Source organism: Mesorhizobium sp. BHscii (genome assembly GCF_053848065.1).
Genome location: NZ_JBSPKW010000002.1, coordinates 299503 through 326493 on the forward strand (window position 1 = coordinate 299503; position 26991 = coordinate 326493).

27 protein-coding genes and 3 pseudogenes are annotated in these 26991 nt (G+C 62.0%); 14 read left to right on the forward strand and 16 right to left on the reverse strand.

Going from position 1 to position 26991, the window contains the following annotated elements:
* Positions 1-300 precede the first annotated feature (300 nt).
* Entirely contained in the window at positions 301-1149 is an 849-nt protein-coding gene (locus ACWTU7_RS04225) for a LysR family transcriptional regulator (protein WP_455837785.1), read from the reverse strand.
* A gap of 279 nt (positions 1150-1428) precedes the next feature.
* Positions 1429-1800, reverse strand: coding sequence for a DUF488 domain-containing protein (locus tag ACWTU7_RS04230; protein WP_455837784.1), 372 nt, complete (start codon positions 1798-1800; stop codon positions 1429-1431).
* Between the two features lie 142 nt (positions 1801-1942).
* Between ACWTU7_RS04230 and fsa the strand changes: the two genes are divergently transcribed.
* The 3 genes from fsa to ACWTU7_RS04245 all read left to right on the forward strand — a co-directional run bounded on the left by fsa (position 1943) and on the right by ACWTU7_RS04245 (position 4652).
* Entirely contained in the window at positions 1943-2599 is a 657-nt protein-coding gene (gene fsa / locus ACWTU7_RS04235; protein WP_455837783.1) for a fructose-6-phosphate aldolase, read from the forward strand.
* Positions 2600-2842: 243 nt separating this feature from the next.
* Positions 2843-4369 carry an FAD-dependent oxidoreductase gene (locus tag ACWTU7_RS04240; protein ID WP_455837782.1) on the forward strand — a complete coding sequence of 509 codons (1527 nt, stop codon included), beginning with the start codon at positions 2843-2845 and terminating at the stop codon, positions 4367-4369.
* 73 nt (positions 4370-4442) lie between these two features.
* The gene (locus tag ACWTU7_RS04245; RefSeq protein WP_455837781.1) at positions 4443-4652 is read left to right on the forward strand and encodes a hypothetical protein; all 210 of its coding nucleotides are present in this window, start codon (positions 4443-4445) and stop codon (positions 4650-4652) included.
* Between the two features lie 227 nt (positions 4653-4879).
* Here ACWTU7_RS04245 and ACWTU7_RS04250 read toward each other — a convergent pair whose 3' ends face one another.
* From ACWTU7_RS04250 to ACWTU7_RS04260, 3 genes and pseudogenes are all read right to left on the reverse strand, one after another.
* The gene (locus ACWTU7_RS04250; RefSeq protein WP_455837780.1) at positions 4880-5560 is read right to left on the reverse strand and encodes a Tim44/TimA family putative adaptor protein; all 681 of its coding nucleotides are present in this window, start codon (positions 5558-5560) and stop codon (positions 4880-4882) included.
* 44 nt (positions 5561-5604) lie between these two features.
* On the reverse strand, positions 5605-7200 hold the full coding sequence (ctaD, locus tag ACWTU7_RS04255; RefSeq protein ID WP_455837994.1) for a cytochrome c oxidase subunit I: 1596 nt from the start codon (positions 7198-7200) through the stop codon (positions 5605-5607).
* Between the two features lie 117 nt (positions 7201-7317).
* Positions 7318-7953: pseudogene (locus ACWTU7_RS04260) on the reverse strand (5-formyltetrahydrofolate cyclo-ligase); the annotation flags it as partial.
* 848 nt (positions 7954-8801) lie between these two features.
* On the opposite strand from ACWTU7_RS04260, the pseudogene ACWTU7_RS04265 reads away from it, so the two are divergent.
* The 3 genes and pseudogenes from ACWTU7_RS04265 to ACWTU7_RS04275 all read left to right on the forward strand — a co-directional run.
* Positions 8802-9081 (forward strand): annotated as a pseudogene (locus ACWTU7_RS04265) (MFS transporter); the annotation flags it as partial.
* Positions 9078-9551, forward strand: a complete 474-nt coding sequence (locus ACWTU7_RS04270; protein WP_455837779.1) for a cyclophilin-like fold protein — start codon at positions 9078-9080, stop codon at positions 9549-9551. The pseudogene ACWTU7_RS04265 and the gene ACWTU7_RS04270, both read left to right, overlap by 4 nt.
* A 23-nt stretch (positions 9552-9574) precedes the next feature.
* A complete protein-coding gene (locus ACWTU7_RS04275; RefSeq protein WP_455837778.1) occupies positions 9575-10591 on the forward strand; it encodes a zinc-dependent alcohol dehydrogenase family protein in 1017 nt (338 codons plus the stop codon).
* 52 nt (positions 10592-10643) lie between these two features.
* Here ACWTU7_RS04275 and ACWTU7_RS04280 read toward each other — a convergent pair whose 3' ends face one another.
* On the reverse strand, positions 10644-11540 hold the full coding sequence (locus ACWTU7_RS04280; RefSeq protein ID WP_455837777.1) for a LysR family transcriptional regulator: 897 nt from the start codon (positions 11538-11540) through the stop codon (positions 10644-10646).
* A gap of 156 nt (positions 11541-11696) precedes the next feature.
* On the opposite strand from ACWTU7_RS04280, the gene ACWTU7_RS04285 reads away from it, so the two are divergent.
* From ACWTU7_RS04285 to ACWTU7_RS04300, 4 genes and pseudogenes are all read left to right on the forward strand, one after another.
* A complete protein-coding gene (locus ACWTU7_RS04285) occupies positions 11697-12143 on the forward strand; it encodes a (2Fe-2S)-binding protein (RefSeq protein WP_455837776.1) in 447 nt (148 codons plus the stop codon).
* Between the two features lie 11 nt (positions 12144-12154).
* On the forward strand, positions 12155-14392 hold the full coding sequence (locus ACWTU7_RS04290; protein ID WP_455837775.1) for a molybdopterin cofactor-binding domain-containing protein: 2238 nt from the start codon (positions 12155-12157) through the stop codon (positions 14390-14392).
* Positions 14389-14763 carry a c-type cytochrome gene (locus ACWTU7_RS04295; protein WP_455837774.1) on the forward strand — a complete coding sequence of 125 codons (375 nt, stop codon included), beginning with the start codon at positions 14389-14391 and terminating at the stop codon, positions 14761-14763. The genes ACWTU7_RS04290 and ACWTU7_RS04295 overlap by 4 nt, the downstream gene beginning before the upstream one ends.
* A gap of 205 nt (positions 14764-14968) precedes the next feature.
* Positions 14969-15636, forward strand: a pseudogene (locus ACWTU7_RS04300) (3-keto-5-aminohexanoate cleavage protein); the annotation flags it as partial.
* 283 nt (positions 15637-15919) lie between these two features.
* Here ACWTU7_RS04300 and soxR read toward each other — a convergent pair.
* Entirely contained in the window at positions 15920-16354 is a 435-nt protein-coding gene (gene soxR, locus ACWTU7_RS04305) for a redox-sensitive transcriptional activator SoxR (protein ID WP_455837773.1), read from the reverse strand.
* Between the two features lie 86 nt (positions 16355-16440).
* Between soxR and ACWTU7_RS04310 the strand changes: the two genes are divergently transcribed.
* Together ACWTU7_RS04310 and ACWTU7_RS04315 are read left to right on the forward strand one after the other, a co-directional pair.
* On the forward strand, positions 16441-17163 hold the full coding sequence (locus ACWTU7_RS04310) for an SDR family NAD(P)-dependent oxidoreductase (protein WP_455837772.1): 723 nt from the start codon (positions 16441-16443) through the stop codon (positions 17161-17163).
* A complete protein-coding gene (locus ACWTU7_RS04315; RefSeq protein ID WP_455837771.1) occupies positions 17160-18194 on the forward strand; it encodes an S-adenosylmethionine:tRNA ribosyltransferase-isomerase in 1035 nt (344 codons plus the stop codon). Before ACWTU7_RS04310 ends, ACWTU7_RS04315 begins: the two co-directional genes overlap by 4 nt.
* A 1088-nt stretch (positions 18195-19282) precedes the next feature.
* Here the strand turns inward: ACWTU7_RS04315 and ACWTU7_RS04320 are convergent.
* Positions 19283-19522: a DUF2905 domain-containing protein gene (locus ACWTU7_RS04320; RefSeq protein WP_342586922.1), complete on the reverse strand. Its 240-nt coding sequence runs from the start codon at positions 19520-19522 to the stop codon at positions 19283-19285.
* Positions 19523-20176: 654 nt separating this feature from the next.
* Here ACWTU7_RS04320 and ACWTU7_RS04325 point away from each other — a divergent pair.
* Complete coding sequence (locus tag ACWTU7_RS04325; RefSeq protein WP_455837770.1) at positions 20177-20896, forward strand: DUF899 domain-containing protein; 720 nt, start codon at positions 20177-20179, stop codon at positions 20894-20896.
* A gap of 127 nt (positions 20897-21023) precedes the next feature.
* On the opposite strand, the gene ACWTU7_RS04330 is transcribed toward ACWTU7_RS04325, so the two are convergent.
* The gene (locus ACWTU7_RS04330) at positions 21024-21449 is read right to left on the reverse strand and encodes a GFA family protein (protein WP_455837769.1); all 426 of its coding nucleotides are present in this window, start codon (positions 21447-21449) and stop codon (positions 21024-21026) included.
* 23 nt (positions 21450-21472) lie between these two features.
* Complete coding sequence (locus ACWTU7_RS04335; protein ID WP_455837768.1) at positions 21473-21943, reverse strand: SRPBCC family protein; 471 nt, start codon at positions 21941-21943, stop codon at positions 21473-21475.
* A gap of 106 nt (positions 21944-22049) precedes the next feature.
* Here ACWTU7_RS04335 and folP point away from each other — a divergent pair, with 106 nt between their 5' ends.
* Positions 22050-22883: a dihydropteroate synthase gene (gene folP, locus ACWTU7_RS04340; RefSeq protein WP_455837767.1), complete on the forward strand. Its 834-nt coding sequence runs from the start codon at positions 22050-22052 to the stop codon at positions 22881-22883.
* Between the two features lie 11 nt (positions 22884-22894).
* On the opposite strand, the gene pqqE is transcribed toward folP, so the two are convergent.
* The 6 genes from pqqE to ACWTU7_RS04370 all read right to left on the reverse strand — a co-directional run bounded on the left by pqqE (position 22895) and on the right by ACWTU7_RS04370 (position 26984).
* Positions 22895-24016, reverse strand: coding sequence for a pyrroloquinoline quinone biosynthesis protein PqqE (pqqE, locus tag ACWTU7_RS04345; RefSeq protein ID WP_455837766.1), 1122 nt, complete (start codon positions 24014-24016; stop codon positions 22895-22897).
* A complete protein-coding gene (pqqD, locus tag ACWTU7_RS04350; protein ID WP_127208872.1) occupies positions 24013-24309 on the reverse strand; it encodes a pyrroloquinoline quinone biosynthesis peptide chaperone PqqD in 297 nt (98 codons plus the stop codon). The genes pqqE and pqqD overlap by 4 nt, the downstream gene beginning before the upstream one ends.
* Complete coding sequence (pqqC, locus tag ACWTU7_RS04355; RefSeq protein WP_455837765.1) at positions 24306-25064, reverse strand: pyrroloquinoline-quinone synthase PqqC; 759 nt, start codon at positions 25062-25064, stop codon at positions 24306-24308. Before pqqC ends, pqqD begins: the two co-directional genes overlap by 4 nt.
* A complete protein-coding gene (gene pqqB / locus ACWTU7_RS04360) occupies positions 25061-25999 on the reverse strand; it encodes a pyrroloquinoline quinone biosynthesis protein PqqB (protein WP_455837764.1) in 939 nt (312 codons plus the stop codon). The genes pqqC and pqqB overlap by 4 nt, the downstream gene beginning before the upstream one ends.
* 172 nt (positions 26000-26171) lie before the next feature.
* Positions 26172-26267 carry a pyrroloquinoline quinone precursor peptide PqqA gene (locus ACWTU7_RS04365; RefSeq protein WP_101918690.1) on the reverse strand — a complete coding sequence of 32 codons (96 nt, stop codon included), beginning with the start codon at positions 26265-26267 and terminating at the stop codon, positions 26172-26174.
* Positions 26268-26426: 159 nt separating this feature from the next.
* Positions 26427-26984: a PQQ-dependent catabolism-associated CXXCW motif protein gene (locus ACWTU7_RS04370; protein WP_455837993.1), complete on the reverse strand. Its 558-nt coding sequence runs from the start codon at positions 26982-26984 to the stop codon at positions 26427-26429.
* Between the last annotated feature and the right edge of the window lie 7 nt (positions 26985-26991).

Sequence of the window (26991 nt, forward strand, 5' to 3'; positions counted from 1 at the left end):
AATCCGCGTTATCAATGTTGGGAACTTGGGCTTGAAAGCCGTGTGGAGTGGCATGCAGCGCCCCTTTCAAGTCAAAAATGTCATTGTCTGCGACCGACACCCGATTGTTTGCCGGATAGGGTTCCACGTCCAACGAATGTTATTGCCGCGTGAGTGCACGTTCATTGCTCGATCCAGCCCGCCTGTGCATAGCCCAACCGTTTGTTGGCGAAGTACCTCGCTGGCTTTGCGCTGAACGGAACAACAAGGTTTCTATGGTCCTGTTCGCCGCTCTACCGGAGAACGCGGAAGGCGAATGGCCTATTCGGTGCTGCCTTCTGAAATGGAATGCAGTCCAGCCAGGGCGGGCCCTACTACGGTGTCATCCGAATTAGCTGAGTGCACAGCGTAGACCGGATAGGAGAACTGCGGCATCTCGGGAACGAGGTGAAGCCGGCCTTCCGCTATATGATGCTGGACTGCACTCATCCTGACATAGCCGGAGCCTCCGGCTGAAAGGAGATAGCTGAGCGCGAGTGGACCGAGATCAAAAGAAAGATCCGGTGCGACGTCCGGAAAACTCATGTCGTGGTGAAGTACAAAGTCGGGCCCCCAATCCGTATACACATAGTCGGAGCCGCCTAGAAGGCGCGCTTCGGGATCGGTCGTCACGAGCACGAGCTTTTCTTCGGTGAGCAGGTCGATTTTCAGACCTGGGCGATGCTGCGGGGCGTACATGATCGCAGCGTCGACCAGTCCAGACGCAACTTGATTAATCAGATCCTGCGGCACATCGACGTGCACTCGAAGCGCGATGTCCGGTAGCGACTGGCGCATCCATCGGACCCAATCAAGGAGCAGCGGTTGCCAAAGGCTGACCTCGCTTCCGACTGTTAGAACAGCGCGACGACCCGGTGGCACGGCAACCTGATGAAGCGTACGCTGCCATAGCTGAACGAACATCGGAGCGTGGCGAAGAAATTGCTCGCCTGCCGGTGTGAGCGTAGCTCCACCCTTATGTCGAATGAAAAGCGCACGTCCGAGCTGTTGCTCGAGGCTGCGGATTCGGGCACTCACGGTGGTTTGAGCGACATTCAGCCGCTCCGAAGCCCGGATGAAGCTGCCGGTAGAAACGATTTCGATGAAGGTGCGCGCGAGTTCGATGTCCATCCGACATAGCATAAAACTTGCATTCAAATGTCAATCGACTTCGTTTGTCAGATAGGTAGCTGCGCGCTACGCTTCGGTGAACCTACAGCCGAGCGCCTGACCATACTGCAGGGCGAGGTTGGATCGGCGAACGCCGCGACGAGTGCTCCGCATTGCTGGGAATGAGGATGCTGACGAGCTTCTGCGTCACGCGAGTTGGTGATGAAGGGGCATTCGCCCGCCTCAAGAAGGACTAGATATGACGCACCGCCCATCTGGGAAACATGGATGCGGCCTGGTTTACCGGCGCGCCAGCAGTATCTCTCTGAGCACTACGGCGTCGTTGTGGGTCTCGTCATGGGCTGCGTAGACAAGCGTGACCGGACCTTTTCGAGCCAGATCGCGCAATCGGTCGAACTCCTCGCGACGTTGGCGGATCTCCTCCGAATAGCGTCGGCGGAATTCTTCCCAGCGGGCCGGATCGTGTCCAAACCATTTCCGCAGATCCGTGCTCGGCGCGAGCTCTTTTGCCCAATGGTCGATCGCAGCATCGGTCTTCTTGAGACCGCGGGGCCAAAGGCGATCAACAAGCACCCGCGTGCCGTCGTCGTCGGCCGGGCGCTCATACGCCCGCTTCGTTTTCACTCGTTCCTCGGGGACCTTTTCAGCCATCGACTACGCTCCGGCACTGCACTTACCTCAAAGACATAGGACGCCCAGCGATGACTAAAACACGAATCATCATTTTGGAACCGAACTGGCGGAACGGCATCCAATCATCAAGGACACAGGTTCTCTTTCGAAGAGAAGAAAAATGAAGTTCTTTGTCGATACAGCCGATATTTTGGAGATCCGAGAGCTCGCTGCGGCGGGAGTACTTGATGGGGTGACGACCAACCCATCGCATATCGCCAAAACCGGCCGGCCAATCCGTGACGTGATCGCAGAAATTTGCCAGACAGTTGTGGGTCCTGTGTCCGCTGAAGTGACGGCGACCAACTTCGACGGCATGATATCTGAGGGAGAACGGCTAGCCGACATTGCCGCCAACGTGGCCGTCAAGGTGCCGTCTACATGGGACGGGTTCAGGGCCTGCCGGACGCTCAGTGAGCGCGGTCGAAAGGTCAACATCACCCTGTGCTTCTCGGCCAACCAGGCGCTACTCGCCGCGAAGACGGGCGCAACCTACGTTTCTCCCTTCGTCGGAAGGCTCGACGATATCGGTCTGGACGGCATGGAGGTGATCCGCGAAATCCGGACAATCTATGACAACGACAAATCTTTTGAGACCAAAATCCTCGCGTCCTCGATGCGCACGCCTCTCCACGTCAAGCTAGCAGCGGTGGCAGGCGCGGATGTCGCCACTATTCCGCCGGGAGTACTGAGAAATCTTGCCAAGCACCCGCTCACCGACAAGGGGCTCGAAGCTTTTCTCGCGGATTGGAAGAAGACAGGGCAAGCGATCCTGTAACCGTGGCGGTGATATTGAGTTAGCATAAAAGTTGCGCGGAAGTGCCGGTTAAATTCGTTTGCATGCTGCCATGAACGGTTCGACAATCGGTTGAATGCGGCCCGACCCGCCACGGAGGACATAGTTCGGCGCGGAGCAAAAGCCGGAGGATGCCGGCAGGACAGAATCCGAAGCGGCCGACCACAGAAGTTCGTGCCTCCAGTCGCAGCGGCTGGTTCGATCAGATCGTCAAGGAGAAGGAAAATGGCTGAAAGCCAGGACGGACCGGATCTCGTCAAAGGCATTGCGCTTGGCGATCTCCCCGACGGTAGCAAACTCGTCGGTCGATGCGGCGACGAGCAGGTGCTGCTGGTGCGCCGCGGGGCCGAGGTGTTCGCGGTCAGCGCGACGTGCACGCACTACGGCGGGCCGCTGGTCGATGGGTTGGTAGTCGATGACACCGTCCGTTGTCCATGGCATCACGCTTGCTTCGATTTGCGCACAGGCGAAGCCGTGCGCGCTCCCGCCTTCAGTCCGCTCGCGTGCTGGTCGGTGGAACAGCGAGAAGACAAGATATTCCTAGGCGAGAAGCTCAAGCGCATCGCCCCGAAGCAGCGTGATGAAGGGCCCGCTGAGGCTCCGGATAAGATCGTCATCGTCGGCGGCGGCGCGGCTGGCTTTGCCGCGGCCGAGAAATTGCGCCGCGAACGATATCAAGGCAGCATCGTCATGCTCAGCGACGACAAAGCGCCACCCGTCGATCGCCCCAATCTTTCCAAGGACTACCTCGCTGGCAAAGCCTCAGAGGACTGGATTCCGCTGCGCGCGCAAAACTTCTATTCGAAGAACGAGATCGATCTGCGTCTCGAGACGAGTGCAAGCGGCATCGACGTCGGTTCCAGTGAGCTGGTGCTCGTGGACGGAAGCAGGATTCCCTTCGACAGGCTCCTGCTGGCGACCGGAGCCGAGCCCGTTCGCCTGACCATCCCCGGCGCTGACCAGCCGCATGTTCATACGCTGCGTACACTCGCCGATTGCAAGACGATCATCGACAGCGCCGGGACCGCGCGCCGCGCGGTCGTGCTGGGCGCCAGCTTCATCGGCCTCGAGGTAGCGGCGGCGCTTCGCGCCCGTGACATCGAGATTCACGTCGTGGCGCCGGACAAGCGACCGATGGAACGGATACTTGGGGCCCAGATGGGTGACTTCATCCGTTCCCTGCATGAGGAAAACGGCGTCGTCTTTCACCTCGAGGACAATGCGAGCAGAATCGACGGCGCGACGGTGAAACTCGACGGCGGCGGCACATTGCCTGCGGATTTCGTCGTCGCCGGTATCGGCGTGCGTCCGCGGACGGCGCTTGCCGAAACCGCGGGGTTGAGCCTCAACCGCGGCGTGACCGTGAACGCCTTTCTCGAAACGAGCGTGCCGGGGATCTTCGCGGCTGGCGACATAGCCCGGTGGCCGGATCCTCACACCGGCGAGAACATTCGAGTCGAGCATTGGGTGGTTGCGGAACGACAGGGGCAGACTGCGGCGGTCAACATGCTTGGCCGGCGCGAGAAATATACCGACGTGCCTTTCTTCTGGAGCCAGCATTACGATGTTTCGATCAACTATGTCGGCCACGCCGAGCACTGGGACGCGGTCGAGATCGAGGGCGACATTGCGACCAGAGATTGCCTTCTCCGGTTCAAGCGCAACGGGCGAACACTGGCTGTCGCATCAATCTTCCGGGATAGCGAAAGCCTAGAGGCCGAGCTGGCTATGGAACACCAGAGGGCGGCGTAGGAAGAGCTCTCGACAAGGAACTCGCATAGAAAGCGGAATCACGAATGTCGCGGTGATGGAAAGGAATAGCCTCATGGCCACAATGCAGCAGGAACCGAACACCACCAGCGGTGTGCGCCTAGTTACGCCCGCGCAACGCCATTCGGCGGCCGTCAAGTTCATCGACAAGGTCATGGACAGAGAGTCGAGCCCGACATCCGTTGAAATCTATGCGATCGGTAACAACTGGTATTGCAAATGTTCGCTGCGGCGACAAAAGGACCCGCCCCATGGGGCCTTGTAGCAAACAGCAGGCGGAGCGGATGCAGGATGTCCGCAGGAGGCTGATTGCAAAGAGGGGTACTGCTCGTTTGATGTTCGAGTAGAGCGAAGAGACCTACAAGCTTCGCAGCCCATTGCAGTCGGCTGCGTCACTAGCGATGCCTTGGGGGAAATTCGCCGGCTAGGGGGCCTCAGGCTCTCGCGCCCGCAACGTGCCGGCTTCTCCCGTCGACAGTTAGACCTGACGGGTCAAGGGCCACCCGTAGCGACAATCTTCCAATTGGGATTGCTTGATGGCACGCGGCGGGCAAATGTCCACAAATCGGTCGAGGTAACAATCCTGGTGGGGTCACCGGCGATAACTGTATTGTCGGCCGCGTGCGTTGCCGTGACCAGCTCGCTGACGAAGCGAACGGTGATTTCCGCCAGACCCGCCTCGAGCCAGGCGTCGGCAATATCCAGTTCTCGAATGCCGACGAAACTAAGCGTGAGAACTTCGCCTTTCTCCCTGCGCTCGCCTATGGCGTCATGGAAAGCAGCGGCCACATCGGCGTCGAGAAGGCCGTTCAGCTTCGACATATCTCCCTTGGCATAGGCATTGACGACGAGTTCGTAGGCTTGTGATGCCCCGGAAAGAAAAGCGCTTTCGTCGAAATGTTCGTCCGCCGCGCGGATCCGCTCAAGCGGTTCGTCCGGTTGCACTGCTTTGGTCGACGGACTCGGCTGGCCATTGTCGCCGGGAGGGGGCGGCGCTATCTGCCGCCCGGTTGCTCGGGATGACACTCCATCCGGAACGACGGCCTTGTTATTGCCGGCCTCGTCGCGCCTCTCCGACGGCGGAGGCGGCAACCATAACCGAAGCATGATCACGTAGTATGCGGCTATCAGGACGTAGGACGCGTAGGCGTTAAGATCGACCGTTTCATTCATGTCAGTGCACTCCTATTCAAGCGCCTCCCCAAACGAAACGCAGGCTACCGAATGCGAGGGAGCGTCTCGAACTGATGGAAAGGCGGAGGTGATGACAGCGTCCATTCGAGCGTGGTCGCCCCTTCACCCCAAGGGTTGGCACCCGCGATGCGCTTGCGGCCGAAGGCCTCGGCGACGGTGATGAAGAAGATGACGAGCCCGGCAGCAGAGATGTACGAGCCTATGGACGAGACGAAATTCCAGCCTGCGAAAGCGTCCGGATAGTCGGCGTAACGGCGCGGCATGCCGGCCATGCCGAGGAAATGTTGCGGGAAGAAGACGAGGTTCACGCCGACGAACATCAGCCAGAAATGCAGCCTGCCCAGCGTTTCGCTGTACATGTAGCCGGTCATTTTCGGGAACCAATAGTAGAAGCCGGCAAAGATCGCGAAGGCGGCTCCTAACGACAGAACGTAGTGGAAATGCGCCACGACATAGTAGGTGTCGTGCAGCATCCGGTCGACGCCCGGGTTGGCAAGGACGACGCCGGTGACGCCGCCGATGGTGAAGAGCAAGACGAAACCGATTGCCCACAGCATCGGCGTCTTGAACACGATCGACCCGCCCCACATGGTCGCCAACCAGGAAAAGACCTTTACCCCGGTCGGCACGGCGATGACCATCGAGGCGAAGGCGAAACAGCGCTGCGTGTCCACCGACAGGCCGGTCGTATACATGTGATGCGCCCACACCACGAAGCCGATGGCGCCGATCGCCACCATCGCATAGGCCATGCCGAGATATCCGAAGATCGGCTTCTTCGCGAAAGTCGAGATGACGTGGCTGATGATGCCGAAGCCGGGCAGGATCATGATGTAGACTTCGGGGTGGCCAAGGAACCAGAACAGATGCTGATAGAGGATCGGATCGCCTCCTCCAGCGGGATTGAAAAACGTCGTTTCGAAATTGCGGTCGGTGAGTAGCATCGTGATGGCGCCGGCGAGCACCGGCAGCGACAGAAGCAGCATGAACGCGGTGACCAGCATCGACCAGGCGAACAGCGGCATCTTGTGCAGCGTCATGCCGGGCGCACGCATGTTGAAGATCGTGGTTATGAAGTTGATGGCGCCGAGGATGGACGAGGCTCCCGACAGGTGGATCGACAAGATGACGAGATCAACGGCGGGGCCCGGCTGGCCATCCGTCGAATAAGGCGGATAGAGCGTCCATCCGCCGCTGTGACCGAAGGAACCGGAGGCCCCTGGCAAGAATAGGGACAGGATGAACAGGACAAGTGAGGTGGCCAGAAGCCAGAACGAGATGTTGTTCATCCGCGGGAACGCCATGTCCGGGGCGCCGATCATGATCGGAACGAACCAGTTGCCGAAGCCGCCGATCAAAGCCGGCATGATGACAAAGAAGATCATCACCAATCCGTGCGAGCTGACGACGACATTGAAGAGATTAGGGTCGGCGAAAATCTGCAGGCCCGGCTCCTGCAGTTCGGCACGCAACAGGACAGACAGTCCGGTGCCGAGGACACCCGATAACATCGACAGTACGAGATACAGCGTCCCGATATCCTTGTGGTTGGTCGAGAACAGCCAACGTCTGACGAACGGTGGTCTGTCATCTACTGCAGTGCTCGTCGTGGCCGACATCGCGTCCCGCCTTTCTGTTGCGCCAGGCCCGGTGGTTGGAGCGAGATGGCGTCTCCGGTGCCGTCGTCGTGTTGCGCCGGGCCTTGCCTGCGTACCCCGTCGGTCCGTGAGAACCACATCCATCGGGGTGTCGTGGGGCTGAGGGTAAATGGTCGGTATCCTGCTCTGGGCGTAGCCCACGCCGATGATCAACGGCTTGCGCTGCATGATAGCCAGCGTCCGGTCGAAGAAGCCGCCGCCGTAGCCCAGGCGATAGGGCGCCACGTCGAAACCGACGACCGGCGCGATTACGATATCGGGTTGCACGGAAGGGCCTTGCGCCGGAACGCGTATGTTGCAGACGCTGCGTTCAAGCGGATCGCCCGGCGTCCATATCCGGTATTCGAGTGGCCAACCATTCTGGATAACGACGGGTAGGGCGATGCGTCCGCCTCGCTCAACGACCTGGGCGCCCCAGTTGCGAAGATCCGATTCGCCGCGGAATGGCCAGTAAGTGCCAACGATTCGCCCGCTATAATCGCTGATCGTCAGGTCGAGCATGCTGGCGATGCGGCTGGAGCGGGCTTCCCGATCGTGCTGGGTCAACGCCAGCCGTCTGTCGAGAAGCCGTTTCCGCTCGGCTTTCCGCCATCTGGGGACACCGCTCCATGCGTCCGATCGCAGGGCCTCGACGCGGTATTCCGGCGAGAGTTCATGCATGAAGCACGGGGGAGATGCGTATTCAGTGGTCTCTGCTGGGATGGCGTCTTGCATGGCTGAGGTCCGTTCGGTGCACAGCCTGCGCGCCGCGAGAATCGAAGGCAAACGGAATTAAGTGCTTCATAAACGCAAAAATTTTGCTCTGAGCGGGTTGCGGAAGTTGAACAGACGAGGACACAGCCCGTGAATTCGAGCACGCGCCGGGACGCTTTATTCCGCTTTCTCGTCTTAGAGGACACCCAGAAGCCGAGGCGGACTGAACACGTCCTCCGGGCCCATCACTATTTTAACTATTCGATTTGTTAGATTTTCTGGCGCTATTCGAGCCCATCTTTTGGATTCGAACCCATTTGGAATCTTCGAGAAATCGGAAGTTCCATTGCAAGCGGGTGGTACGGCCGTGTGGACAGCGCGAGAGTTCGCGTGGCTTGGTGCAACGGGCATTTCGGTGCGACGCGTCCCTGCGAAACCCGAATGTCTGACCCTCTCGGACACTCCGCGAGCCTCGCTCTAAGTCGGCTTGGCACTAAATGCGATCGCGTCCGGCCCAATGTTCCGTTCGGTGAGCTCGGAATTCAAACGGACCATGGAGGCGCGCGGGGCAATTAAGCTTTCTTGGCCACGGCCGGAGCCTCGGCAGGCCGCGGGCAGGCACGGCTTCGGACCTCATTTATGCCCAGGATCGATAAGTCCAAGTGGATTGGGCTGTCTAATATGATGAGCGTAGGGACGCTATTTCCCGGGCATCGCGGTGGACTGACGGCACGAATGACCGCCTGCCGCCTTGTCAGGATGCTCGCCATGGAAGCCACCTACGACACCCGGCTTGCCGATGCCCGCGGCGCATGGGGTGCGGTGCTCTCGATGGCGCTTTGCGTTGCGGTCCTGATCGCGTCGGAGCAATGCCGGTTGCTGTGTCGCTGCTGCTCGTCGCTTGGAATTTTTTCGCCACCGCCTCGCCGGTCGGTTGGGGGCCGCACTCTGCCTGATGAGGCGGAGGCCGGCGGCGGGCTGCAGGTTGCCGTCATCCAGCTTGCGATTACGGGCGGCGCCGCGATCGGTGGCATGCTCTTCGATGCGATCGGCTGGTGGAGCGCGTTCGCATTCGGCGCGGCACTTCTCTGCGGATCGTCGCTCTTGGCCGTCGCCGCGTGGCGCGCAGCTCGGAGGTCTCTGCCATGACGATCAAGCACTCAGCCCTCACCCGCCGGACGCTGCTCGGCGCCGTGCTCGCAACGGCGGTCCTGCCGCGTCTCGCCTACGGCCAGCAGGGCAGGGACCCGGCCAGTCAGGAGCTTACCGACATGCGGATCAGCATGACGTTCGACGGTCGGACCATGACCGCCACGCTTTACGACAACCCGTCGGCGCGTGATTTTTTCTCTATGCTGCCGCTCGACCTTACGATCGAGGATTTCAGCAACAACGAAAAAATCGCCCACCTTCCGCGCAAGCTCACCGAGGAAGGCAGTGGCCCCTTTGGCAATGAAAGGCCCTACGACCTTTGCTACTTCATTCCCTGGGGCAACCTGGCGATGTTCTACGCCGACTACCGCCATCCCGGTCTGATCAGGCTCGGCCGTTTCGACGAGGGCTACGAGGCTCTGCACGTGCGCGGCGAATTCCCACTGCGCGTAGAGGCCATTTCCTGACGCAACGCAAGAAGGAGCACTCCATGCTCGCGACCATCCTACATCAGCCAGGCGATATTCGCTGCGAGGAGATTGCAGATCCCAAGATACAGCAGCCGACCGATGCCATCATCAAGCTGTCAGCCAGTTGCATCTGCGGGTCTGATCTGTGGCCCTATCGCGGGCTGCAGCCGGTGGACCGCCCAATGCATATGGGTCACGAATATTGCGGCATCGTCGTCGAGGTCGGCAGCGAGGTCCGCACGGTCCGCCCCGGCCAGTTCGTCGTCGGCTCCTTCTGTATTTCCGACAATACCTGCTCGCATTGCCGCTTTGGCTTTCAGTCATCCTGTGTGCAGCGCGAGTTCATGAGCGGCGCACAGGCGCCTTTTGCCCGTGTGCCGTTGGCGGACGGCACGCTGGTGGCAACAGCCGATGTTCCTTCCGACGATCTGGTGCCGGATCTGCTCGCGGTGTCCGATGTTCTCGGCACAGGCTGGTATGTAGCGGATGCCGCAGAGGTTCGGGAAGGCTCGACCGTCGTCGTGGTCGGCGACGGTGCGGTCGGCCTGATGGGCGTGCTCGCGGCCAAGGAAATGGGTGCGGAGCGCATCATCGCGATGAGTCGTTACGAGAGCCGACAGAGCCTCGCCCGTGAGTTCGGCGCGACCGACATTGTCTCGGAACGCGGCGAGGAGGGGGTGGCGCGCGTCAAGGATCTCACCAAAGGCGTCGGGGCGGATTCGGTGCTGGAATGCGTCGGCACATTGGAATCGTTTGATCAGGCGCTGGCCAGCTCGCGCCCTGGCGGCACAATCGGCTATGTCGGCGTTCCGCATGGCGTCCGCTTGGACGGCCAGCAGTTGTTCTTCGGACAGAAACGCCTGCTCGGTGGGCCGGCGCCGGTTCGCCGTTTCCTCCCCGATCTGATTGACCGCGTGCTCAAGGGCAGAATCAAGCCGGGCAAGGTCTTTGATCTCGAGCTGCCGCTGAACGACGTCGCAGAAGGCTACCGTGCCATGGACGAGCGGCGGGCGATCAAGGTGCTGATTCGGGTCTGATGCTGCAGCCGACAGAGCCGGCAGCAAGGACTAAGGGTGCCGCGTCCGCTGCTCACACTTCCCCTTGCCGCAGCGCGTCGACAATCACCTTGAACGCCGGCAGGTTCTGCCTGCGGCTTGGATAGTAGATGTAGTAGCCTGGAAACTTCAGGCACCAGTCGTCAAGCACCTGGACGAGCTTGCCGGACGCGATGTGCCGCTTCACAAGATCCTCAGGCAGAAACGCGATGCCGTATCCGTTGAGAGCCGCATCCACCATGGCGTAGGAGGCATTGAAGGTGAGCTGCCCGTCGACGCGGACACGCAGCTCTTGCCCGTCCTTCTCGAACTCCCAGGCATAGAGCCCGCCGCTACGGGTCTGGCGCATGTTCATGCAGTTGTGCGCGATCAACTCTTGAGGATGCTGGGGCGCGGCATGCGCGGCGAAATAATCGGGCGAGGCCACAGCGACCATGCGCCAGTCAGGACCGATGCGGACCGCAATCATGTCCTTCTCGACGCTTTCCCCCAATCGGACGCCGGCGTCGAATCCGTCTTCGACGATGTTGCGTAGCCCGTTGTCGATGCTGAGCTCCAGCTTGATATCGGGATAGGCGGCGAGCACAGGCCTGAGCTTCGGCCAGACGACGCTTTCAAACGCGTGATCCGAAACCGTCAGCCTGATGGTCCCGGCGGGCTTGTCGCGGAATTCCATGAGCGCGGCGATCTCGGTCTCGATCTCCGCGATACGCGGCGACAGAGACTGCCGCAGGCGCTCGCCGGCCTCGGTCGTTGCCACGCTGCGGGTCGTGCGCGTGAGCAGCCGAATACCCATTCGCGTCTCCAGCCGCTTGATCGTGTGGCTGAGAGTGGATTGCGTGATGCCGAGCTTTGCTGCCGCACGCGTGAAGCTTTTCTCCTCGGCCACGGCCAGGAACCACAAGAGATCGTTGAAGTCTTCCTTGGCCATGTCGCCGTCCACTGATCAGATGAAGATTTATGCCTCTGGTCGATAGACGCAAGTGAATTATGCGGTCTAATCGAGGCGATCCTGGGCACCTACTCTTCGGGTTCGAAGAGCCAACAGCCAGTCGCGTTGGCTTTCTGCGAATACGAGGAGAAGGCCATGGAACTGACTGTCAACGGCACGGCACATCAGGTCGACGTCGAACCGGACACGCCGCTGCTCTGGGTGCTGCGCGACGAATTGGGCATGACCGGCACGAAATATGGCTGCGGCGTGGCGCAATGCGGCGCATGCACCGTGCTGATCGACGGGCAGGCCACGCGCTCCTGCGTGACAACGGTGGATAGCGTGGCGGGAATGGCGATCACGACGATCGAGGCGATCGAGCAGGATGCCGAGGGCCAGAAGGTCGTCGAGGCTTGGGTCGCCAACCAGGTGCCGCAATGCGGCTACTGCCAGTCCGGCCAAGTCATGGCCGCGACGGCTCTCCTCAAGCAGACTCCACAGCCGACCGACGACGACATCGCGGGCGCGATGGTGAACCTGTGCCGCTGCGGAACCTACAACGCGATCTCGGCTGCCGTCCGGCAGGCCGCACAGGCTTGAGGAGGGGAACGATGAACGACATGACTCTCATCCGCGACCGCCTGTCCACGGGCGGCGAAGACGGGCCGCTCAATGTCTCGCGGCGCGGCTTCCTGGGTGGCGCAGCGGCGCTCGTTCTTTCGGTGACCGTGCCGGTCGGACGTGCCAGGGCGCAGGCCGCTGCTGCCGTCGCGCCCGGCACGCGCGTCAACGCCTTTTTGGAAATTCGCCCCGATAGCACCGTCCTGTTCCGCAGCGCTTTCATCGAAGGTGGGCAAGGCATCTTCACCGCCATGGCGCAAATCGTCGGCGAAGAGCTGGATGTTGATCCTGCGAACTTTACCGTGGAAGGCGCCCCTCCCGGTCCCGACTATCTTTTGACTGGCGGCGGCCGTTTCACGGGCGGCAGCATGTCGGTGCGCATGAGCTACGAGACTATGCGCAAGCTCGGCGCATCGGCGCGTCAGATGCTGATGCAGGCGGCGGCGACGCAGTTCGGCGTGCCGGTGTCGGAGTTGTCGACGGAACCCGGCCGTGTCGTGCATTCAGCATCCGGCCGGACGATCCCTTACGGCGAGATAGCGGATGCGGCCGCCTATCTGCCTGTGCCGGCCGATGTCGTGCTCCGCAGCCCTGCAGACTTCCGCTGGATCGGAAAGCCGGTCGCAAGGTTGGACGCGCGCGACAAATCCACGGGCCGCGCGCACTACGCGATCGACCTCAAGGTGGACGGCATGCTGCATGCCGCCGTCCAGCACAGCCCGCGCCTTGGTGGCGAACCGAGCGCGCTGGCGAATGAGAGCGAAGTCCACGCCATGCCGGGCGTGCATTCCGTTCACCGGTTGCCCGGCGCGGTAGCGATTCTGGCCGACAGCTGGTGGCGGGCGCGCCGGGCCGTCGAAACCCTCCAGGTGACCTGGGCGGAGCCTGCGGCCGGAACGCCTCGCGCAATGCCGGCTGATTTCTCCTCCGAGGCCCACAAGGAGATGCTGAAGTCGACACCGGGCGACGGCATCGCCTTCGAGCAGGAAGGCGACGCCGCGGGCGCCCTTGCCGGCGCAACGCGCATCGTCGAGGCGACTTACGACGCGCCTTATCTGGTGCATGGCCAGCTGGAGCCGCCGTCGGCGATCGCGCGCTGGAACGACGACAGCACGCTGGAGCTGTGGATCCCCAACCAGGCGCCGGAGATGTTTCAGACCGAAGCCGCGAAGGTCGCGGACATCGAGCCGGACAAGGTCATCATCCATTCGCCGATTTTGGGCGGCTTCTTCGGCCGGCACTTCCTCTACCAGACGGCCAATCCATTTCCGCAGGCAATCTTGCTTGCCAAGGCGGCGGGGCAACCCGTCAAGCTCGTCTGGAGCCGCGAAGAGGAATTCCTGCGCGACACGCTGCGGCCGATGACTGCGGCTCGCTTTCGTGCGGGTCTCGACGCTGCCGGTTTGCCGGTTGCGCTGGATGCGGTTGCGGTGGGCGAAGGTCCGATCGGTCGCTTGTTCGGCCGCCAGCCGGACAAGGTCGACAGTTCGGCAGTCGAGGGCATTGCGGGAAAGGTCTATGCGATCCCAAATCGGCGGGTCGGCCAGATCCACGTCGATGATCCGGCGATCATCGGCTTCTGGCGCTCGGTCGGCCACTCGATGAACGACTTCTTCTACGAGACCTTCTTCGACGAGATGGCCGATGCAGGCCGGCAGGACCCCTACGAGCTGCGGCTGCGGCTTCTGGCTGACAGCCCGCGGCACAGCAATCTCCTGCAGGCAGTCGCCGAGCTGTCCGGCGGGTGGAAGCGCGGTCCCTTTACTGCGGAGGATAGAACACGGCGCGCAAGGGGCGTCGCCATGGCCTCGCCTTTCGGCAGCGAGGTCGCGACGATCGCCGAAGTGTCGCTCAGAGATGGTGGGGTCGTGGTTCACGACGTCTGGGTGGCGATCGACCCAGGCAGCATCGTCAATCCGGCAATCATCGAGGCGCAGGTGAACTCGGCAGTCGCCCTAGGCCTGTCCTCGGCTCTACTTGAGGAAGCTATCTATGTCGATGGCATGCCTCAGGCGCGCAATTTTGACGGCTATCCAATCCTGCCGCCCGATCGCATGCCGCGCGTGCATGTTCGCATCGTAGAGAGCGGAGCGCCGATGGGCGGGATTGGCGAGCCCGGCCTGCCGGGCGTGCCGCCGGCAGTGGTCAATGCCGCTTCGGTGCTCACGGGTCAGCGCATCCGCAGCCTGCCACTCTCGAAGCTCGACTTGAAGGGAGTGGAAGGATGAGGAATGCCGTCCTCGCCGCCATGGCGCTGGTCGCACTGTCGTGGGCAACGCACGCATCTGTTGCCCAGGAAGCGGACGCCGCTGCAGGAGAGCGCCTGTTCCGGCAGCGCTGCGGCGCCTGCCACCAGATCGCGACGACACGTAACGGTGCCGGGCCTCATTTGCAGGGTATGGTCGGTCGGGCCGCCGGCAGCATCGAGGGGTTCAACTACTCGCCGGCCCTACGCGACTCCGGCATCACTTGGACAGCCGACACGCTGGAGTCCTATCTCACCAATCCGACCGCGATGGTGCCGGGCACCCGCATGGTCCAGCGCTTCAACAACGCAGTTGAGCGGCGCACCATCATCGAACTCCTGAGTAGCCGGTAACGCGGCGCCAAGCCTGCCTCGCGCCATGCTGCCGGATTCGTCGGGCGCGGTGCGTTTGCGGATTGTCGGCCGACGTGGACAACTGGACGCGAGCGGCACACGGAGGGGTGCTGCCGATCGCGGTAGGTCACATGAGGAGACAACCGACAGACTTGGCGCGGATACAGCACTGCCGGTTCATTTGCGGCGGCGGCAGCTGGATTCATCGTCTGAACCAACGCGCTTCGCTGCCGTTCAGGAGGGGGGTGCGTAGGCACTGCCCCCGGTATGATCGTCCAGTTTTCGACCGGCGGGCGCGGTCGTGATCCTGCCGCGCGTGGCTGGGCACTTTATCTGAAGCCGGACATGGCCTCGTTCTCGACCGGTTCGGTCAACTTCCCATCCATGGTCTACGAGAACCATCCCGCCCTGATCGGTGATCTCGCAACCGCGATGAACGCAAATGGCGTGCTGCCCGAGATCGAGATCTTCGACCTGTCGCACCTTCACACTGCCAGGCGGCTGGCCGACGGGGGACTTATAGGTGAGCGCCCGCACATTCAGTTTGTCATGGGCGTGCAAAACGCACTGCCTGCGGAGGAGAGATTGCTCGACGTGCTCCTCAGGGAAGCGAAATTCCTGTTTCCACAATCTACCTGGACGGCGGCCGGAATAGGCCGCAACCAAACGATCGTGATGAACTGGGCGTTGGCATGCGGAGCAGACGCAGTGCGTACCGGACTTGAGGATAATATCAGGATCACCAAGGAACGCCTGGCGCGCAGCAACGCGGAGCTCGTCGAACTCGCGGCGGCCTCAGTCGAGAGGCTTGGCCGGCGTGTGGCCACCGTCAACGAGGCGCGCCAAACGGTTGGTCTGGCGTTAGGACCGTAATCCTGGCTGCAACTTCGCGCCGCTTTGAATTACGGTGACAGTGCACCATTTTCTTTTCCTCACCTGCCGCGTCTGCCCGATTTCACGGCTTTTCCGGTTTGCTCGGCAATCCGGCCAGAAGTGGCTCGCTGCCCACCGGCCGCACAGATGCCGACATCGGCAGCGCGGCGACGCAAGTCGAGCCATGCGGTTCAATCTACACACAGCGACAGCCGAGCAAACATGGCAAAAAGTGCACTATCACCACCGTAATGCTAATGCACCGTAATGCCGTAATGGCAACTCACCCCAGCCAATACCTCGGCCCCGGCCCCTTGTGACCTGCCATATCGGCAGGGTTCGCAAGGCTACAGCGGTCGATCGACAGGCAGCCGCAACCGATGCACTCGGTAAGCCCAGACCTCAGACGCTGCAACTCAGCGATGCGCTGGTCGATGCGCTTGGTCCACCGCCCCGACAAACGCGACCAATCCCGACGTGACGGCACGCGATCGGCTGGCAACTTGGCGAGCTCGGCGCCAATCTCCTCAAGCGTCAGCCCAATTCGCTGCGCGAAGACGATGAAGGCGATCCGGCGCAGCACCGAGCGCGGATAGCGCCTATGCCCCGAGCCCGCCCGCTCGGAAGCGATCAGCCCGCGCTCCTCGTAGAAACGCAATGCCGATGAGGCGACGCCGCTGCGCCGCGCCACGTCGGTGATGGTCAGCATGGATTCCATGCATGAAAGAAAGCACAATTCCCGCTTGACTTCAAGTTAACTTGAACTTGTAGCAACGGGCGGTGCAGATTGAAGGAGCACCGGCAATGCAGACGAATATCGAGCTTCAGGGACTTCGCGCGGCGGTCACGGGCGGCACGTCCGGCCTCGGACTGGCGCTTGTGCGGCAGCTTGCCGAGCAGGGTGCGTCCGTCGCCTTCGTCGCCCGCACCACCGCGGACGTCGAACTCATCGCCGACGAGACCGGCGCGCACGGGATTGTCGGCGACGTCGGCAAGAAGGAAGACATCTACCCGATCGCGTTGCAGGTCACCGCCAGCCTCGGCGGGCTCGACGTCCTGATCAACAATGCGTCGAGCCTTGGACCTGTTCCTCTGGCGCTTCTTGCCGATACCGAGTGCGAGGAGTTGGAAAAAGCGCTCGCGGTCAATCTCGTCGGCGCGTTCCGGCTGACGAAAGCCCTGTTCGGTGCGCTTGCCGCGTCCGCACGCGAGGGCCGTGGCGCGCTGGTGATCAACATCTCCAGCGACGCGGCGGTGAACGCCTATCCCGGCTGGGGCGCGTATGGCGCGAGCAAGGCTGCTCTTGCCCATCTCACGGCGATTTGGGACGAGGAGGCGAAAGCCGACGGAATCCGGCTCCTCGCGTTCGATCCCGGCGATATGGACACCCCGCTGCACGCGCTGGCGCTTCCTGACGCCGATCCGTCGACATTGAAGCACCCCGAAGTGGCTGCTGCCGAGATCATCGAAAGGATGCTCGACGCGTTGCCGGTCAGCACAACGACTCTCGCCGGGACACGCGAATGATTGCCGCCGACCGTCCCGATCGGCGCTCCGCCAGGCTGTTCGTCGTCAAGGCAGACGGCGCGATGCGCGACCTGCCGCGCGCTGAACTCGCGATGCTATTCGATCCCGGCGATCTGGTCGTCGCCAACGACGCCGCGACCTTGCCTGCCAGCTTGCACGGCACGCATGTTCCCAGCGAAGAGGCGATCGAGATTCGCCTGGCAGGTTGGCTGTCACTTCCCGATCCAACCCGCTTCGTGGCTATTGCCTTCGGCGCGGGCGATCACCGCACGCGCACGGAAGACCGGCTGCCTCCGCCGCCGCTGTCACCAGGTGACCGCCTCCGGCTTAGCCCGCTGGAAGCCGTCGTAGAGCGCCTCCTCGACCATCCTCGCCTTCTCGAGCTGCGCTTCCCAGGCAACCGCACAGTGGTGCTTGCAGGCCTGGCGCGGCACGGCCGGCCGATCCAATACGCGCATGTTCCCGAACCGCTGGCACTGTGGGATGTCTGGACGAAGATTGCCGCCGGGCCGGTCGCGTTCGAGGCGCCGTCGGCAGGCTTTGCGCTCGACTGGCGCACGCTCCAAGCCTGGCGTCGGCGCGACGTCGGCTTCGCAACAGTCACGCATGCCGCGGGCGTTTCCTCCACCGGCGATCCCGCGCTCGATTCGCGACTCCCTTTCGACGAGCCGTACCGCATCCCCGAGCGCACCGCGGCGCAGGTTGCGCGGGCGAAGCTCCGCGGCGGCCGCATCATCGCGATCGGCACGAGTGTAGTGCGCGCGCTTGAGGCGGCCGCCAGTCCCGACGGGAATGTGCGTGCCGGAAATGGCATTGCGACAGGGCGCATCGCGCGGGACACGCGGCTTCACGTGGTTGATGCTATTCTCACAGGCGTCCACCAGCCCTGCGAAAGCCATTTCGAGCTCCTGCGTGCCTTTGCCGACGATGCTCTGCTCGCCAAGGCCTCCGCAACCCTCACCGCGTACCGATACCGCACGCATGAATTCGGCGATTCCATGCTGCTCAATCGCCAACCGCTGCATCTATAGCGCGAACAGGACCGGGCCGCCTCCTCCCTGACATGCGTCCATCACGGTCATGGAAGATTGGCGCATCGCCGCCACGGTGGCACGCCTGGACGCTGCATTCGGCGAGGCGCACTTCGATCCAGAGATGAGCGGTTGCCTGCTGGCTAGGTTCCGACACACAACGACGGCTTGCAACTTTCACCCGCACTAGCCTGACGACTGGATCTCGCCCAGCACATCGGCAGCCGCTCAAACCTTGCTTCAGCCTCGTGCTGGACATTCCGAACGCTGGCGATATCAGCGGCTTCGTGGTCGCAGATCATACGCAGCCGGTCAGATGCGACCTTGCTCCGTGGGGAAGGAACGAGAACGGGCTCGAATTCCCCCAGGCATGGTGGCGCCGCCATTGACGAGTTCGGCAATCGCTGAGTGTCATGGGCACAACCGCGAACTGCGGTGACAGTGCACTATTTTCCTTTCTGCCTGCCGTGCCTTCGATCCGTAATGCCGTCGTGGGCGCAGATCCGCCTCCTGAAGATAGTGCGCGTCCGCCCTGCCGCCGGGCCGGTTAGCCTGGCGGCATCTTCTCGAACGTCTTCAGCGCGGTATCAATCTTGTCCCAAGGGAGGGCCCGGATACCATAGGTCACGAATGCGAAGTGCGGCTGCTTCTGCCAATACGAATTCAACATAGGAGCCGGCCAAGGACCCGCCCTTTCTGAATCACTCGGTTAGGGCCTTGAGAATCGACGTGGACCATAGGATCAGAATGAATCCGATACCCGACCAAAGCATCACAGCATCCCAGTCGCGATAATCCCGGCGCATTTCAGGCCTCCCTGACAACACACGTATCTCGTACAGAATCTCGCGCTCACAGCCGCATCCTCCGAAGTAGACGAAGGGCTGTATAGGTCCCGCCGTCTGTACCGCCGGGTGACTCGCCCAGCAAAATCGAATTGGTGAAAGCCGTGTCCTATTCAAGAGTTTCTCTTGCCGAGCAGCGGAAAAACCGCCTTCGCCGAGATAAGGCGCAATCGCTATTGCTGCCAGATCGGGTTGCTCCCCGCGTCGTCCGTTCCCTCCGGAGACGCAGGCTCGCCGGACTCGTTACCGGTTGAGTAGCCACAGAACAAAAGAGAGAACGATGCTGATCAATATTCCGGTGCCGATCGGAGCATAAAACGTAAAGTTCTCACGTTCGATCACGATGTCGCCAGGCAGTCTGCCCAGACCGATTCGAGACAACCAGGGCCACAATAGGCCTGTGGCGACTATAATCAAACCAATGACAATCAGGGTTCGCGACATCTCGTTGCGCTCAATTTCCGCTGCTTCTTTCTCGTTCATCTTCGGCGTTTCATTGTCGGCGTCTCGGGACGCTGGATGGCCAGCGTCAACTCGCAAGAGCGGCGATGCCATGCCAGGCTGGCTGAGCTCGAGGTCGAAGATCAGCCAAAGCGCCGGACGGATTGGGCGTTATCTGGAACTCACGAGTTTGGCGCAGGTTCCACACGGCCCACAGGCGCGTGAGAAAGTCGAGGTTTTGTTGTCGACAGCTGCTCGGTTATCAGCGGACATGGCGGGCTGCAGGATCTTCGGGTCGACATGGGCTGGCCGTTGTAGGTGCCGTCGCCGCTCCCCCTGTGTTCGCTTGATGAACTCCATCAAGAGGGAGGGCGCCGGTTCGGCGTGCGTCTCAAGCAGGAAATGCCCGCCGCGAGGGAACATCAGCACCCTCGCCTTGTGACTCCGTCCTTCTTTTTCAGCCTGCGGTCCGCAACGCATCGAGCAGAGGTGTTCGAGCGGGAGCGCTATCCATTTCCAGCTTGTAGTCTTCGAAGGCCAAAGTGACATCATTGGCATCCGTGATCAGGGAGTCCATCGGAAACCCGCCCCACATCTGGCTACCTTGTTTCGCCTCCGGCGTTAAGTTTATCTCCTGACGCAACAAGTTGCTTCGAGGAACGGAAAGGAAACCCCCCGGGTAAGGAGACAGGAGCGATGACGAAACACAAGACCGGAACACACGAAGAATGGCTGGGAGCGCGGCTCGCACTGCTCGAGGCGGAGAAACGGCTCATGCGGCAGAGCGACGAGCTGGCGCGACAGCGACAGGAGCTGCCGTGGGTTCGGATCGATAAGGAGTATCTATTGGAGACCGAGGAGGGAAGCGCCTCGCTCGCCGACCTCTTCCAAGGGCGCTCGCAACTCTTCGTCTATCATTTCATGTTCGGCTACGGATACCGGCTCACCGATGAGCGCCGAGGATGCACCGGATGCTCCTTGATCGCCGATCACTTCGACTGCGTCATCCCCCACTTGAACGGCCGCGACATTACCCTCGTTTGCGAATCGATCGCCCCGTTGCAGGAGCTCCAGGATTACAAGCAGCAAATGGGTTGGCGTTTCCCGTGGGTTTCGTCGCTCGCGAGCGATTTCAAATACGACTTCGGCGCCGCCTTCACCGAAGAGCAGCAGAGAGACGGCGCCGACTACAACTATCAGCATGTCGACAGGGCCGAGCCGCAGAAGGAGGGAATGAGCGTCTTCGCGCTCCAGGACGGTGCCGTCTACCACACCTACTCCACCTACGCCCGTGGCACCGAGGCGCTTATGGGGGTCTACCGTTTCCTCGACCTGGCTCCGTGGGGAAGGAACGAGAACGGGCTCGAGTTCCCCCAGGCATGGTGGCGCCGCCATGACGAGTACGGCAATCGCTGAGCGGTGAGTGTCATGGGCACAACCGCGAATTACGGTGACAGGTGCGCTATTTCCTTTCTGCCTGCCGTGCCTTCGATCCGCGCCCGCGGTGGGCGCAGATCCGCCTCATGAAGATAGTGCGCGTCCGCTATGACGCCGGGCCTGGCGGCATCTTTTCGAACGTCTTCAGCGCGGTATCCATCTTGTCCCAGGGGAGGGCGCGGCTGCCGTAGGTCACAACGGTCGGATTGAACCGGCTCGGATCGTCGAGACTTCCGGCATAAACCGCGATCGGCTCCGGCATGGCGGCGAAGGTCAGGTAGACCGGCGTTCCGCAGACCGGGCAGAACGAATGGATGTTATCGTTGCCGCTGTCACCCGCAACGCGCCAGTCCGTCGCCGTGCCGGTGATCTTCACGTCTGCCCGCGCCGCAAACGTCAGATAAGATTGGTGGCCGGTGCCGCTTCTTTTCTGGCAATCGCGGCATTGGCAGTGGTTTTCGAAGATCGGGGCTGCCTTTGCCTCGTAGCGGACCGCGCCGCACGCGCATCCGCCGGTGTAGAGAGTACTCATCTGCTCGCTCCTACTTCCCGGGTTCAGGCCGCCAGTTCGGACGCGCGCGGCCTGGCGAAGACATCGATCGCCTGACCCGTTTCGAGGAAGGATTTCAGGCTGGAGAGGACGATCGGCCAACCGCGCTTGATGCCGTTCGCCATCCCGCTGCCGGCTTCGAGTTCGTCATGGCTGACGGTCAGCCGGACCATGGCCTCATATTCCTCGAGCTCGAAGGTCACCCGGCTGTAGCTCGCCGGATCAGACGCCTGCGAAGCGTTTGCCCAGGTGATGACGAGACGGGTCGGCGGCGACACCTCGACGACCTTGCCGACGAGCTCGACGCTCCGTTCATCATTGGCGCGGACATGCTCCCAGCTCGAACCGGGCTTCCAGTCGGAGACGTTCTCGTGGCCCCAGTAGCGCCGTGCGAGGTCCGGTTTGGTTATCGCCTCGAACACCTTTCCCGGTGTCGAGACAACATAGGTCGTGTAGATAAAGCTTTCCTTGGTCATTGCTACGCTCCTTGTAGTTTCGGGAGCATAGGTAGATGGGGAAACCGGACCCGTGTGAGTGACAATCGTGTCGCGAATGGCTTCTGATATGACGGAAGGTTGATGCATGACGCGCTGGCAGCTTGCTCATGGACGGCATCTCGACATTGGCGCGCAATCGTTGCTGATGGGGATTTTGAACGTCACGCCGGACAGTTTTTCCGACGGGGGAGAATTCGCTCGGCCGGAGCGGGCGCTGCAACAGGCGCGGCGGATGATCGGCGATGGCGCGGCGATCATCGACGTCGGCGGCGAGTCCACCCGGCCCGGCGCCGGCGCCGTTTCGGCGCGCGAGGAACAAGCGCGCATCCTGCCGCTGATCGAGGCGCTGTCATCCCACGGCGGCAGCCTGGTTTCGGTCGACACCTATCGGGCCGAGACGGCGCGGCTGGCGGTCGCGGCGGGCGCACATATCGTCAACGACGTGCATGGCCTGCAGCGCGAACCCGACATCGCGCATGTCGCGGCGGAAACCGGGGCCGGCCTCGTCATAATGCACACCGGGCGCGGCCGCGAAAAACTGGCGGATGTGATCGCCGACCAGTTCCTGTTTCTGAACAGTTCGCTGGAGATCGCGCGCGACGCCGGCATCCCGGAGGACCGGATCGTGCTGGACCCGGGCTTCGCCTTCGCCAAGGACGGAGAGGAAAACCTTGAGCTTATGGCTCGCTTCGGTGAATTGCGCGCTCTCGGTTTTCCATTGCTGGTCGGCACGTCACGCAAGCGTCTTGCCCGTCACCTGGTCGGCGGAAGCGACGAGGGGCGAGACGTCGGCACAGCGGCGACCAGCGTCATCTTGCGGCTGAAGGGCGCTTCGATCTTTCGCGTGCACAACGTCGCGGTCAATCGCGATGCACTGGCTTTCGCCGACGCGGTGCGCGAGCGCGAGACGGTGGAATAGAAGAGCGCGCGTCAGGCGGGCTCGGTCACGACGCCGATCCGCCGGTAGACGAATTGTTCGTCGTTCGAAGGAACTGCCGCAGCACGCTGGGCTTCGTCGATCAGCATTGCCATGCGCGCATGGATCGGCGATTTCGCGCAAGCCGGGTCCGTCGCGGCGGCATCGCCGGCGATCGCCATCGCCTGGCATCGGCAGCCGCCCCAGTCGATCTCACGCCGCTCGCAGCTGCGGCAGGGCTGCTGCATCCAGTCGGTGCCGCGAAAGGCGTTGAATGCCGGCGAATCCGTCCAGATCTCGGCCAAGCTGCGCGGTCCGAAACGCTCAAAACTGAGCGACGGGATGGTCTGTGCGGCATGGCATGGCAGCACGGTGCCGTCCGGCGTCACCATGAACGCGTCGCGCGCCCAGCCGCCCATGCACGGCTTGGGATAGATAGCGAAATAATCCGGTGGGACGAAATCGATGTTCATGATGCCGGTGAGCCGTTCGCGCGCCGCCGCGACGATCTCCGCCTGCCGGTCGACCGCAGCACGCTCTGGCATCAGTTGATCGCGATTGGTCAGCGCCCAGCCGGCGTACTGCACGTTGGCGATCTCGAGCCGCTCCGCGCCCAGCGAAAGCGCCAGGTTGATGAATTCCGGCACCTCCTCGATGTTGTGGCGATGGATCGGCGCGTTGATGGTAAGCGGCAGGCCGGCCGCGCGAGCGCGGCGTGCCGTCTCCAGCTTCTTTTCGTGGCCGCCTTTGTGGTTGCCGATGCGGTCGGTGGTCGCCGGACGTGCGCCTTGGAAGCTCAGTTGCAGATGGTCGAGCCCGGCTTCGGCAAACGCCTCAATGCGGCCTTCGGCGATGCCGACGCCGGCGGTGATCAGGTTGGTGTAGACGCCGCGCGCCGAAAGCCCGGCGATCAATTGCTCGAGGTCGCGGCGCAGCGTCGGTTCGCCGCCCGACAGATGCACCTGGAGAACGCCGAGATCGGCGGCCTGCGAGAACAGGTCGAGCCAGGTCTGTGTATCGAGTTCGCGATTGGCCTTCAGCAATTCGAGCGGATTGGAGCAATAAGGGCATTGCAGCGGGCAGCGATGCGTCAGTTCCGCAAGCATGCCGATCGGAGGGAGAAGGGGCTCGCTCATAGCTTCACCAGCAGCTTGTCCGACCATTCCTGCAGGAAGGCGACGACGTCGGCCGCCACGGCCTCCTGTTCGGCGTCATAATCCGCGGCAAGGTCGGCAATGATGTGGCCGACCGTGGACCGTCCATCGCAGCGGCGCAATATGTCGAGGCTGATGTCGTTCGGCCAAAACACTTTTTCCGGCGAAAGCACGGCGAAGGCCTGCCGCACGGGATCGTACTGTATGCGCACGTGCTTCGGCAGCGAAGGCACCGATCGTGACGACACCAAAGCTCTTTCGCGCAGCGCCATCATCGGGCTGTCTCCGGACGGAAGGCGCCGGGCGGGATGTTTCCCGGCTCGGCATAAGCGTGTTGAAGCGCGTCGAGCATGGCCCAGAGTATATCGCATTTGAACACCAGCGCATCGATCGCCTGCTGCTGGCGCTCCGCCGTGTCGGCATGGCTGAGCACGTAGGCGAGGGCGAAGTCGGCGTCGCGCGAGGCCTGTTCGGGCCGCCGGGTGAAATAGGCCAGCGTATCCTCGGTGATGTAATCGTATTTGGCCAGCATCGCCGGGACCCGCTCGCCGATAATGAGCGGCGAGAACATCTCGGTCAGCGACGATGCGACAGCCTCGAACAGCGTCCGGTTCGTGCAAAAGGAGAGGTAAGCGCCGACCGCGAAACGTGTCACCGGCAGCGCCAGCCTTTCGCTCTTCACCGCATCGGCATCGAGGCCGAGCGAGGTCGCCAGATGCAGCCAGCGCGCGATACCGCCGCTCCAGCCGTCCTCGCCGTCGTGGTCCTCGATGCGTTTGCGCCAGGCGGCACGAAACGCCGGGTCCTCGGCATGGGCGAGGATCATGGCATCCTTGCGCGGAATGACGGCCTGGTAGCAGTAGCGGTTCAGGGCCCAGGCCTGCATCTCGGTCCTCGACAGCGCACCGCTGGTCATCCTGTGATGGAAAGGATGGCGATTGTGATAACGCTCGGCACCGACCCGACGCAGCACGGCTTCGAGTTCGCTGGAGGACAGGCCGTTCCTAGCCGCGTCGTGGAAATCACTCAAAATTCCATCTCCATCCCGTCGCGGGCGACTTCCCAGCCAGCCGCTTTGACTGCTGCGTGTTCGGCGGAACTCTCGTCCAGAACGGGATTGGTGTTGTTGATGTGGACGAAGACACGGCGGCCGATCCTTACATCGGCTAAGCCGGCGATCGAACCCGCGTCTCCCGACATTGCCAGATGCCCCATGCGCGCCCCGGTTTTTTGGCCGACGCCGGCAGCAATCATCTCGTCGTCCGTGTAGACCGTGCCGTCGAACAGGAGGCAGGCGGAATCGGCTAGAAGCGTGCGCAGGGTCGCATCGATGCGCGCGCAGCCCGGGATATAGAAGACGGAGCCGCGACTGCCGGTACCGGCGATACGGACGCCGATCGTGTCTCCGGACTCGGAGCTGAAATTGGCATCCGGCTGGCCTCTTTCCTCGAGATAGAGCGCTATCTTTCCGGGCACCGGAAAGCTCTCGACAATCACGCCGGTGTCGTTGCCGATTACATCGCAGATCGCCAGTTCTTCCGCCGGCGGCAAGATGCGTCGCGGCACGAGCGTCGGATCGAGAACATTGAAAATCGAATTCGCCTCCAGCGTTGCCAGAACCTTTGTCGTTGCGTAGATGGCGAAGGGCTGCCGCTCACGCAAGCTAAGCAGGCCGGCGACATGGTCGACATCGGCATTGGTCAGCACCACCGCACGAATAGGTGTCGAACGCAGCGGCGCATCGTGCGCGGGCTGCAATTCAGGCGTTTGCGCAATCTGCTGGCGGATATCGGGCGAGGCGTTGAAGAGAACCCAGCCGGCCCCATCCACCGAGGCGGCGATGCTTGATTGGGTTCGCGAATGCACGCCAGCCATCCCGGTGCGAGCCGCGCGGCTTAGGCGATAGTTGCAATTCCACTGCGGAAAGCCGCCGCCTGCCGCCGAGCCGATGATCTTCAAGCGCATTGCAATGCCCGCCCAACGGCTTGTTCAACCAACAGCGGCCTGTTCAACCAACAGCAAATTTTCGACCGCGAATGGCTTCGCGCCCGCATTGAACGCGTCAAAGCATTTCACCAAGAGCTCGCGCGAAATGGCAGTGCGTGTCCCCGTTGCCGGGGACACGCACCTCTGCGGCCTACTTCTTGGGAGTAATTTCAGCAGGCAGATACCGCGAAATCTCGAAGCCCGCAGCAACCTGGCACATGGTCGGTTTTGTCCAGCTCTTCTTCATGGCATATCTCCTCTTCTACCAGCCCGAAGGGGCCGATCCTTTTCTCAGTCAACCATTGCTGGGCACCATTGCAATGGCTCGTCCATCAGCTCTCAAAATGGACAAATGAAACGGCAGGTCCTGAAAAGTCGAAAAACAAGAAAATATCAATGCTCATGCTCAATTGCTAATCACATAAGGCTTCCTTTCCTCCAGTGGAAGGTTGGCACGTTCCCATCCATCGGCGCCGGGCGGATACCAGATCACCGAACTGTAGCCCCATTCGATGGCCCGTTTCGCAGCATTCCACGACATCCAGCAATTCGTCATGCAATAGAACAGAATGGCACGCGACTTGTCGGGACCGGCTGCGGCCGCGAGGCCTTGGCGAAAATAGTTGGCGGTCTCCTCGGAGAGAGCGCCGTAACCGACATTGGCCAGCCAGGTGCTGCCGGGGATGTCCTTTCTGATCGTGGCTCTCCAAATCGTTCCTGCCGGCAAATTGGCCGGCTTGGGCGTGTTCGGCATGACGTCGAAGAAGACGGCCTTCTTCTCCCGCCACAGCTCCTCCGCCTCCGCCGTCGTCACGACCTTCGCGCCCTGCAACGTCTGTGGCACCGGCGCCCGATATTCGTCCATCCGGTAGCCGCCGGGCCCGGCGATATCGCCAGCCCACATCGGTTCGGTTAGACCCAGAAGGCCCGCGGCGACCAGCAAAATCGTCTCCTTTCCCTTCATACCCTTC

Bases quoted from the DNA above. Each gene is read 5' to 3' on its own strand.
- ACWTU7_RS04370 (WP_455837993.1), bottom strand. From the start codon at position 26,984: ATGAAGGGAAAGGAGACGATTTTGCTGGTCGCCGCGGGCCTTCTGGGT.
- pqqB (WP_455837764.1), bottom strand. From the start codon at position 25,999: ATGCGCTTGAAGATCATCGGCTCGGCGGCAGGCGGCGGCTTTCCGCAG.
- ACWTU7_RS04310 (WP_455837772.1), top strand. From the start codon at position 16,441: ATGCAGACGAATATCGAGCTTCAGGGACTTCGCGCGGCGGTCACGGGC.
- ACWTU7_RS04275 (WP_455837778.1), top strand. From the start codon at position 9,575: ATGCTCGCGACCATCCTACATCAGCCAGGCGATATTCGCTGCGAGGAG.
- ACWTU7_RS04285 (WP_455837776.1), top strand. From the start codon at position 11,697: ATGGAACTGACTGTCAACGGCACGGCACATCAGGTCGACGTCGAACCG.
- ACWTU7_RS04245 (WP_455837781.1), top strand. From the start codon at position 4,443: ATGGCCACAATGCAGCAGGAACCGAACACCACCAGCGGTGTGCGCCTA.
- ACWTU7_RS04270 (WP_455837779.1), top strand. From the start codon at position 9,078: ATGACGATCAAGCACTCAGCCCTCACCCGCCGGACGCTGCTCGGCGCC.
- pqqE (WP_455837766.1), bottom strand. From the start codon at position 24,016: ATGAGCGAGCCCCTTCTCCCTCCGATCGGCATGCTTGCGGAACTGACG.
- soxR (WP_455837773.1), bottom strand. From the start codon at position 16,354: ATGGAATCCATGCTGACCATCACCGACGTGGCGCGGCGCAGCGGCGTC.
- ACWTU7_RS04290 (WP_455837775.1), top strand. From the start codon at position 12,155: ATGAACGACATGACTCTCATCCGCGACCGCCTGTCCACGGGCGGCGAA.
- ACWTU7_RS04330 (WP_455837769.1), bottom strand. From the start codon at position 21,449: ATGAGTACTCTCTACACCGGCGGATGCGCGTGCGGCGCGGTCCGCTAC.
- fsa (WP_455837783.1), top strand. From the start codon at position 1,943: ATGAAGTTCTTTGTCGATACAGCCGATATTTTGGAGATCCGAGAGCTC.
- ACWTU7_RS04250 (WP_455837780.1), bottom strand. From the start codon at position 5,560: ATGAATGAAACGGTCGATCTTAACGCCTACGCGTCCTACGTCCTGATA.
- ACWTU7_RS04335 (WP_455837768.1), bottom strand. From the start codon at position 21,943: ATGACCAAGGAAAGCTTTATCTACACGACCTATGTTGTCTCGACACCG.
- pqqD (WP_127208872.1), bottom strand. From the start codon at position 24,309: ATGATGGCGCTGCGCGAAAGAGCTTTGGTGTCGTCACGATCGGTGCCT.
- ACWTU7_RS04240 (WP_455837782.1), top strand. From the start codon at position 2,843: ATGGCTGAAAGCCAGGACGGACCGGATCTCGTCAAAGGCATTGCGCTT.
- ACWTU7_RS04320 (WP_342586922.1), bottom strand. From the start codon at position 19,522: ATGAACGAGAAAGAAGCAGCGGAAATTGAGCGCAACGAGATGTCGCGA.
- ACWTU7_RS04225 (WP_455837785.1), bottom strand. From the start codon at position 1,149: ATGGACATCGAACTCGCGCGCACCTTCATCGAAATCGTTTCTACCGGC.
- folP (WP_455837767.1), top strand. From the start codon at position 22,050: ATGACGCGCTGGCAGCTTGCTCATGGACGGCATCTCGACATTGGCGCG.
- ctaD (WP_455837994.1), bottom strand. From the start codon at position 7,200: ATGTCGGCCACGACGAGCACTGCAGTAGATGACAGACCACCGTTCGTC.
- ACWTU7_RS04280 (WP_455837777.1), bottom strand. From the start codon at position 11,540: ATGGCCAAGGAAGACTTCAACGATCTCTTGTGGTTCCTGGCCGTGGCC.
- ACWTU7_RS04315 (WP_455837771.1), top strand. From the start codon at position 17,160: ATGATTGCCGCCGACCGTCCCGATCGGCGCTCCGCCAGGCTGTTCGTC.
- ACWTU7_RS04295 (WP_455837774.1), top strand. From the start codon at position 14,389: ATGAGGAATGCCGTCCTCGCCGCCATGGCGCTGGTCGCACTGTCGTGG.
- ACWTU7_RS04230 (WP_455837784.1), bottom strand. From the start codon at position 1,800: ATGGCTGAAAAGGTCCCCGAGGAACGAGTGAAAACGAAGCGGGCGTAT.
- ACWTU7_RS04365 (WP_101918690.1), bottom strand. From the start codon at position 26,267: ATGAAGAAGAGCTGGACAAAACCGACCATGTGCCAGGTTGCTGCGGGC.
- ACWTU7_RS04325 (WP_455837770.1), top strand. From the start codon at position 20,177: ATGACGAAACACAAGACCGGAACACACGAAGAATGGCTGGGAGCGCGG.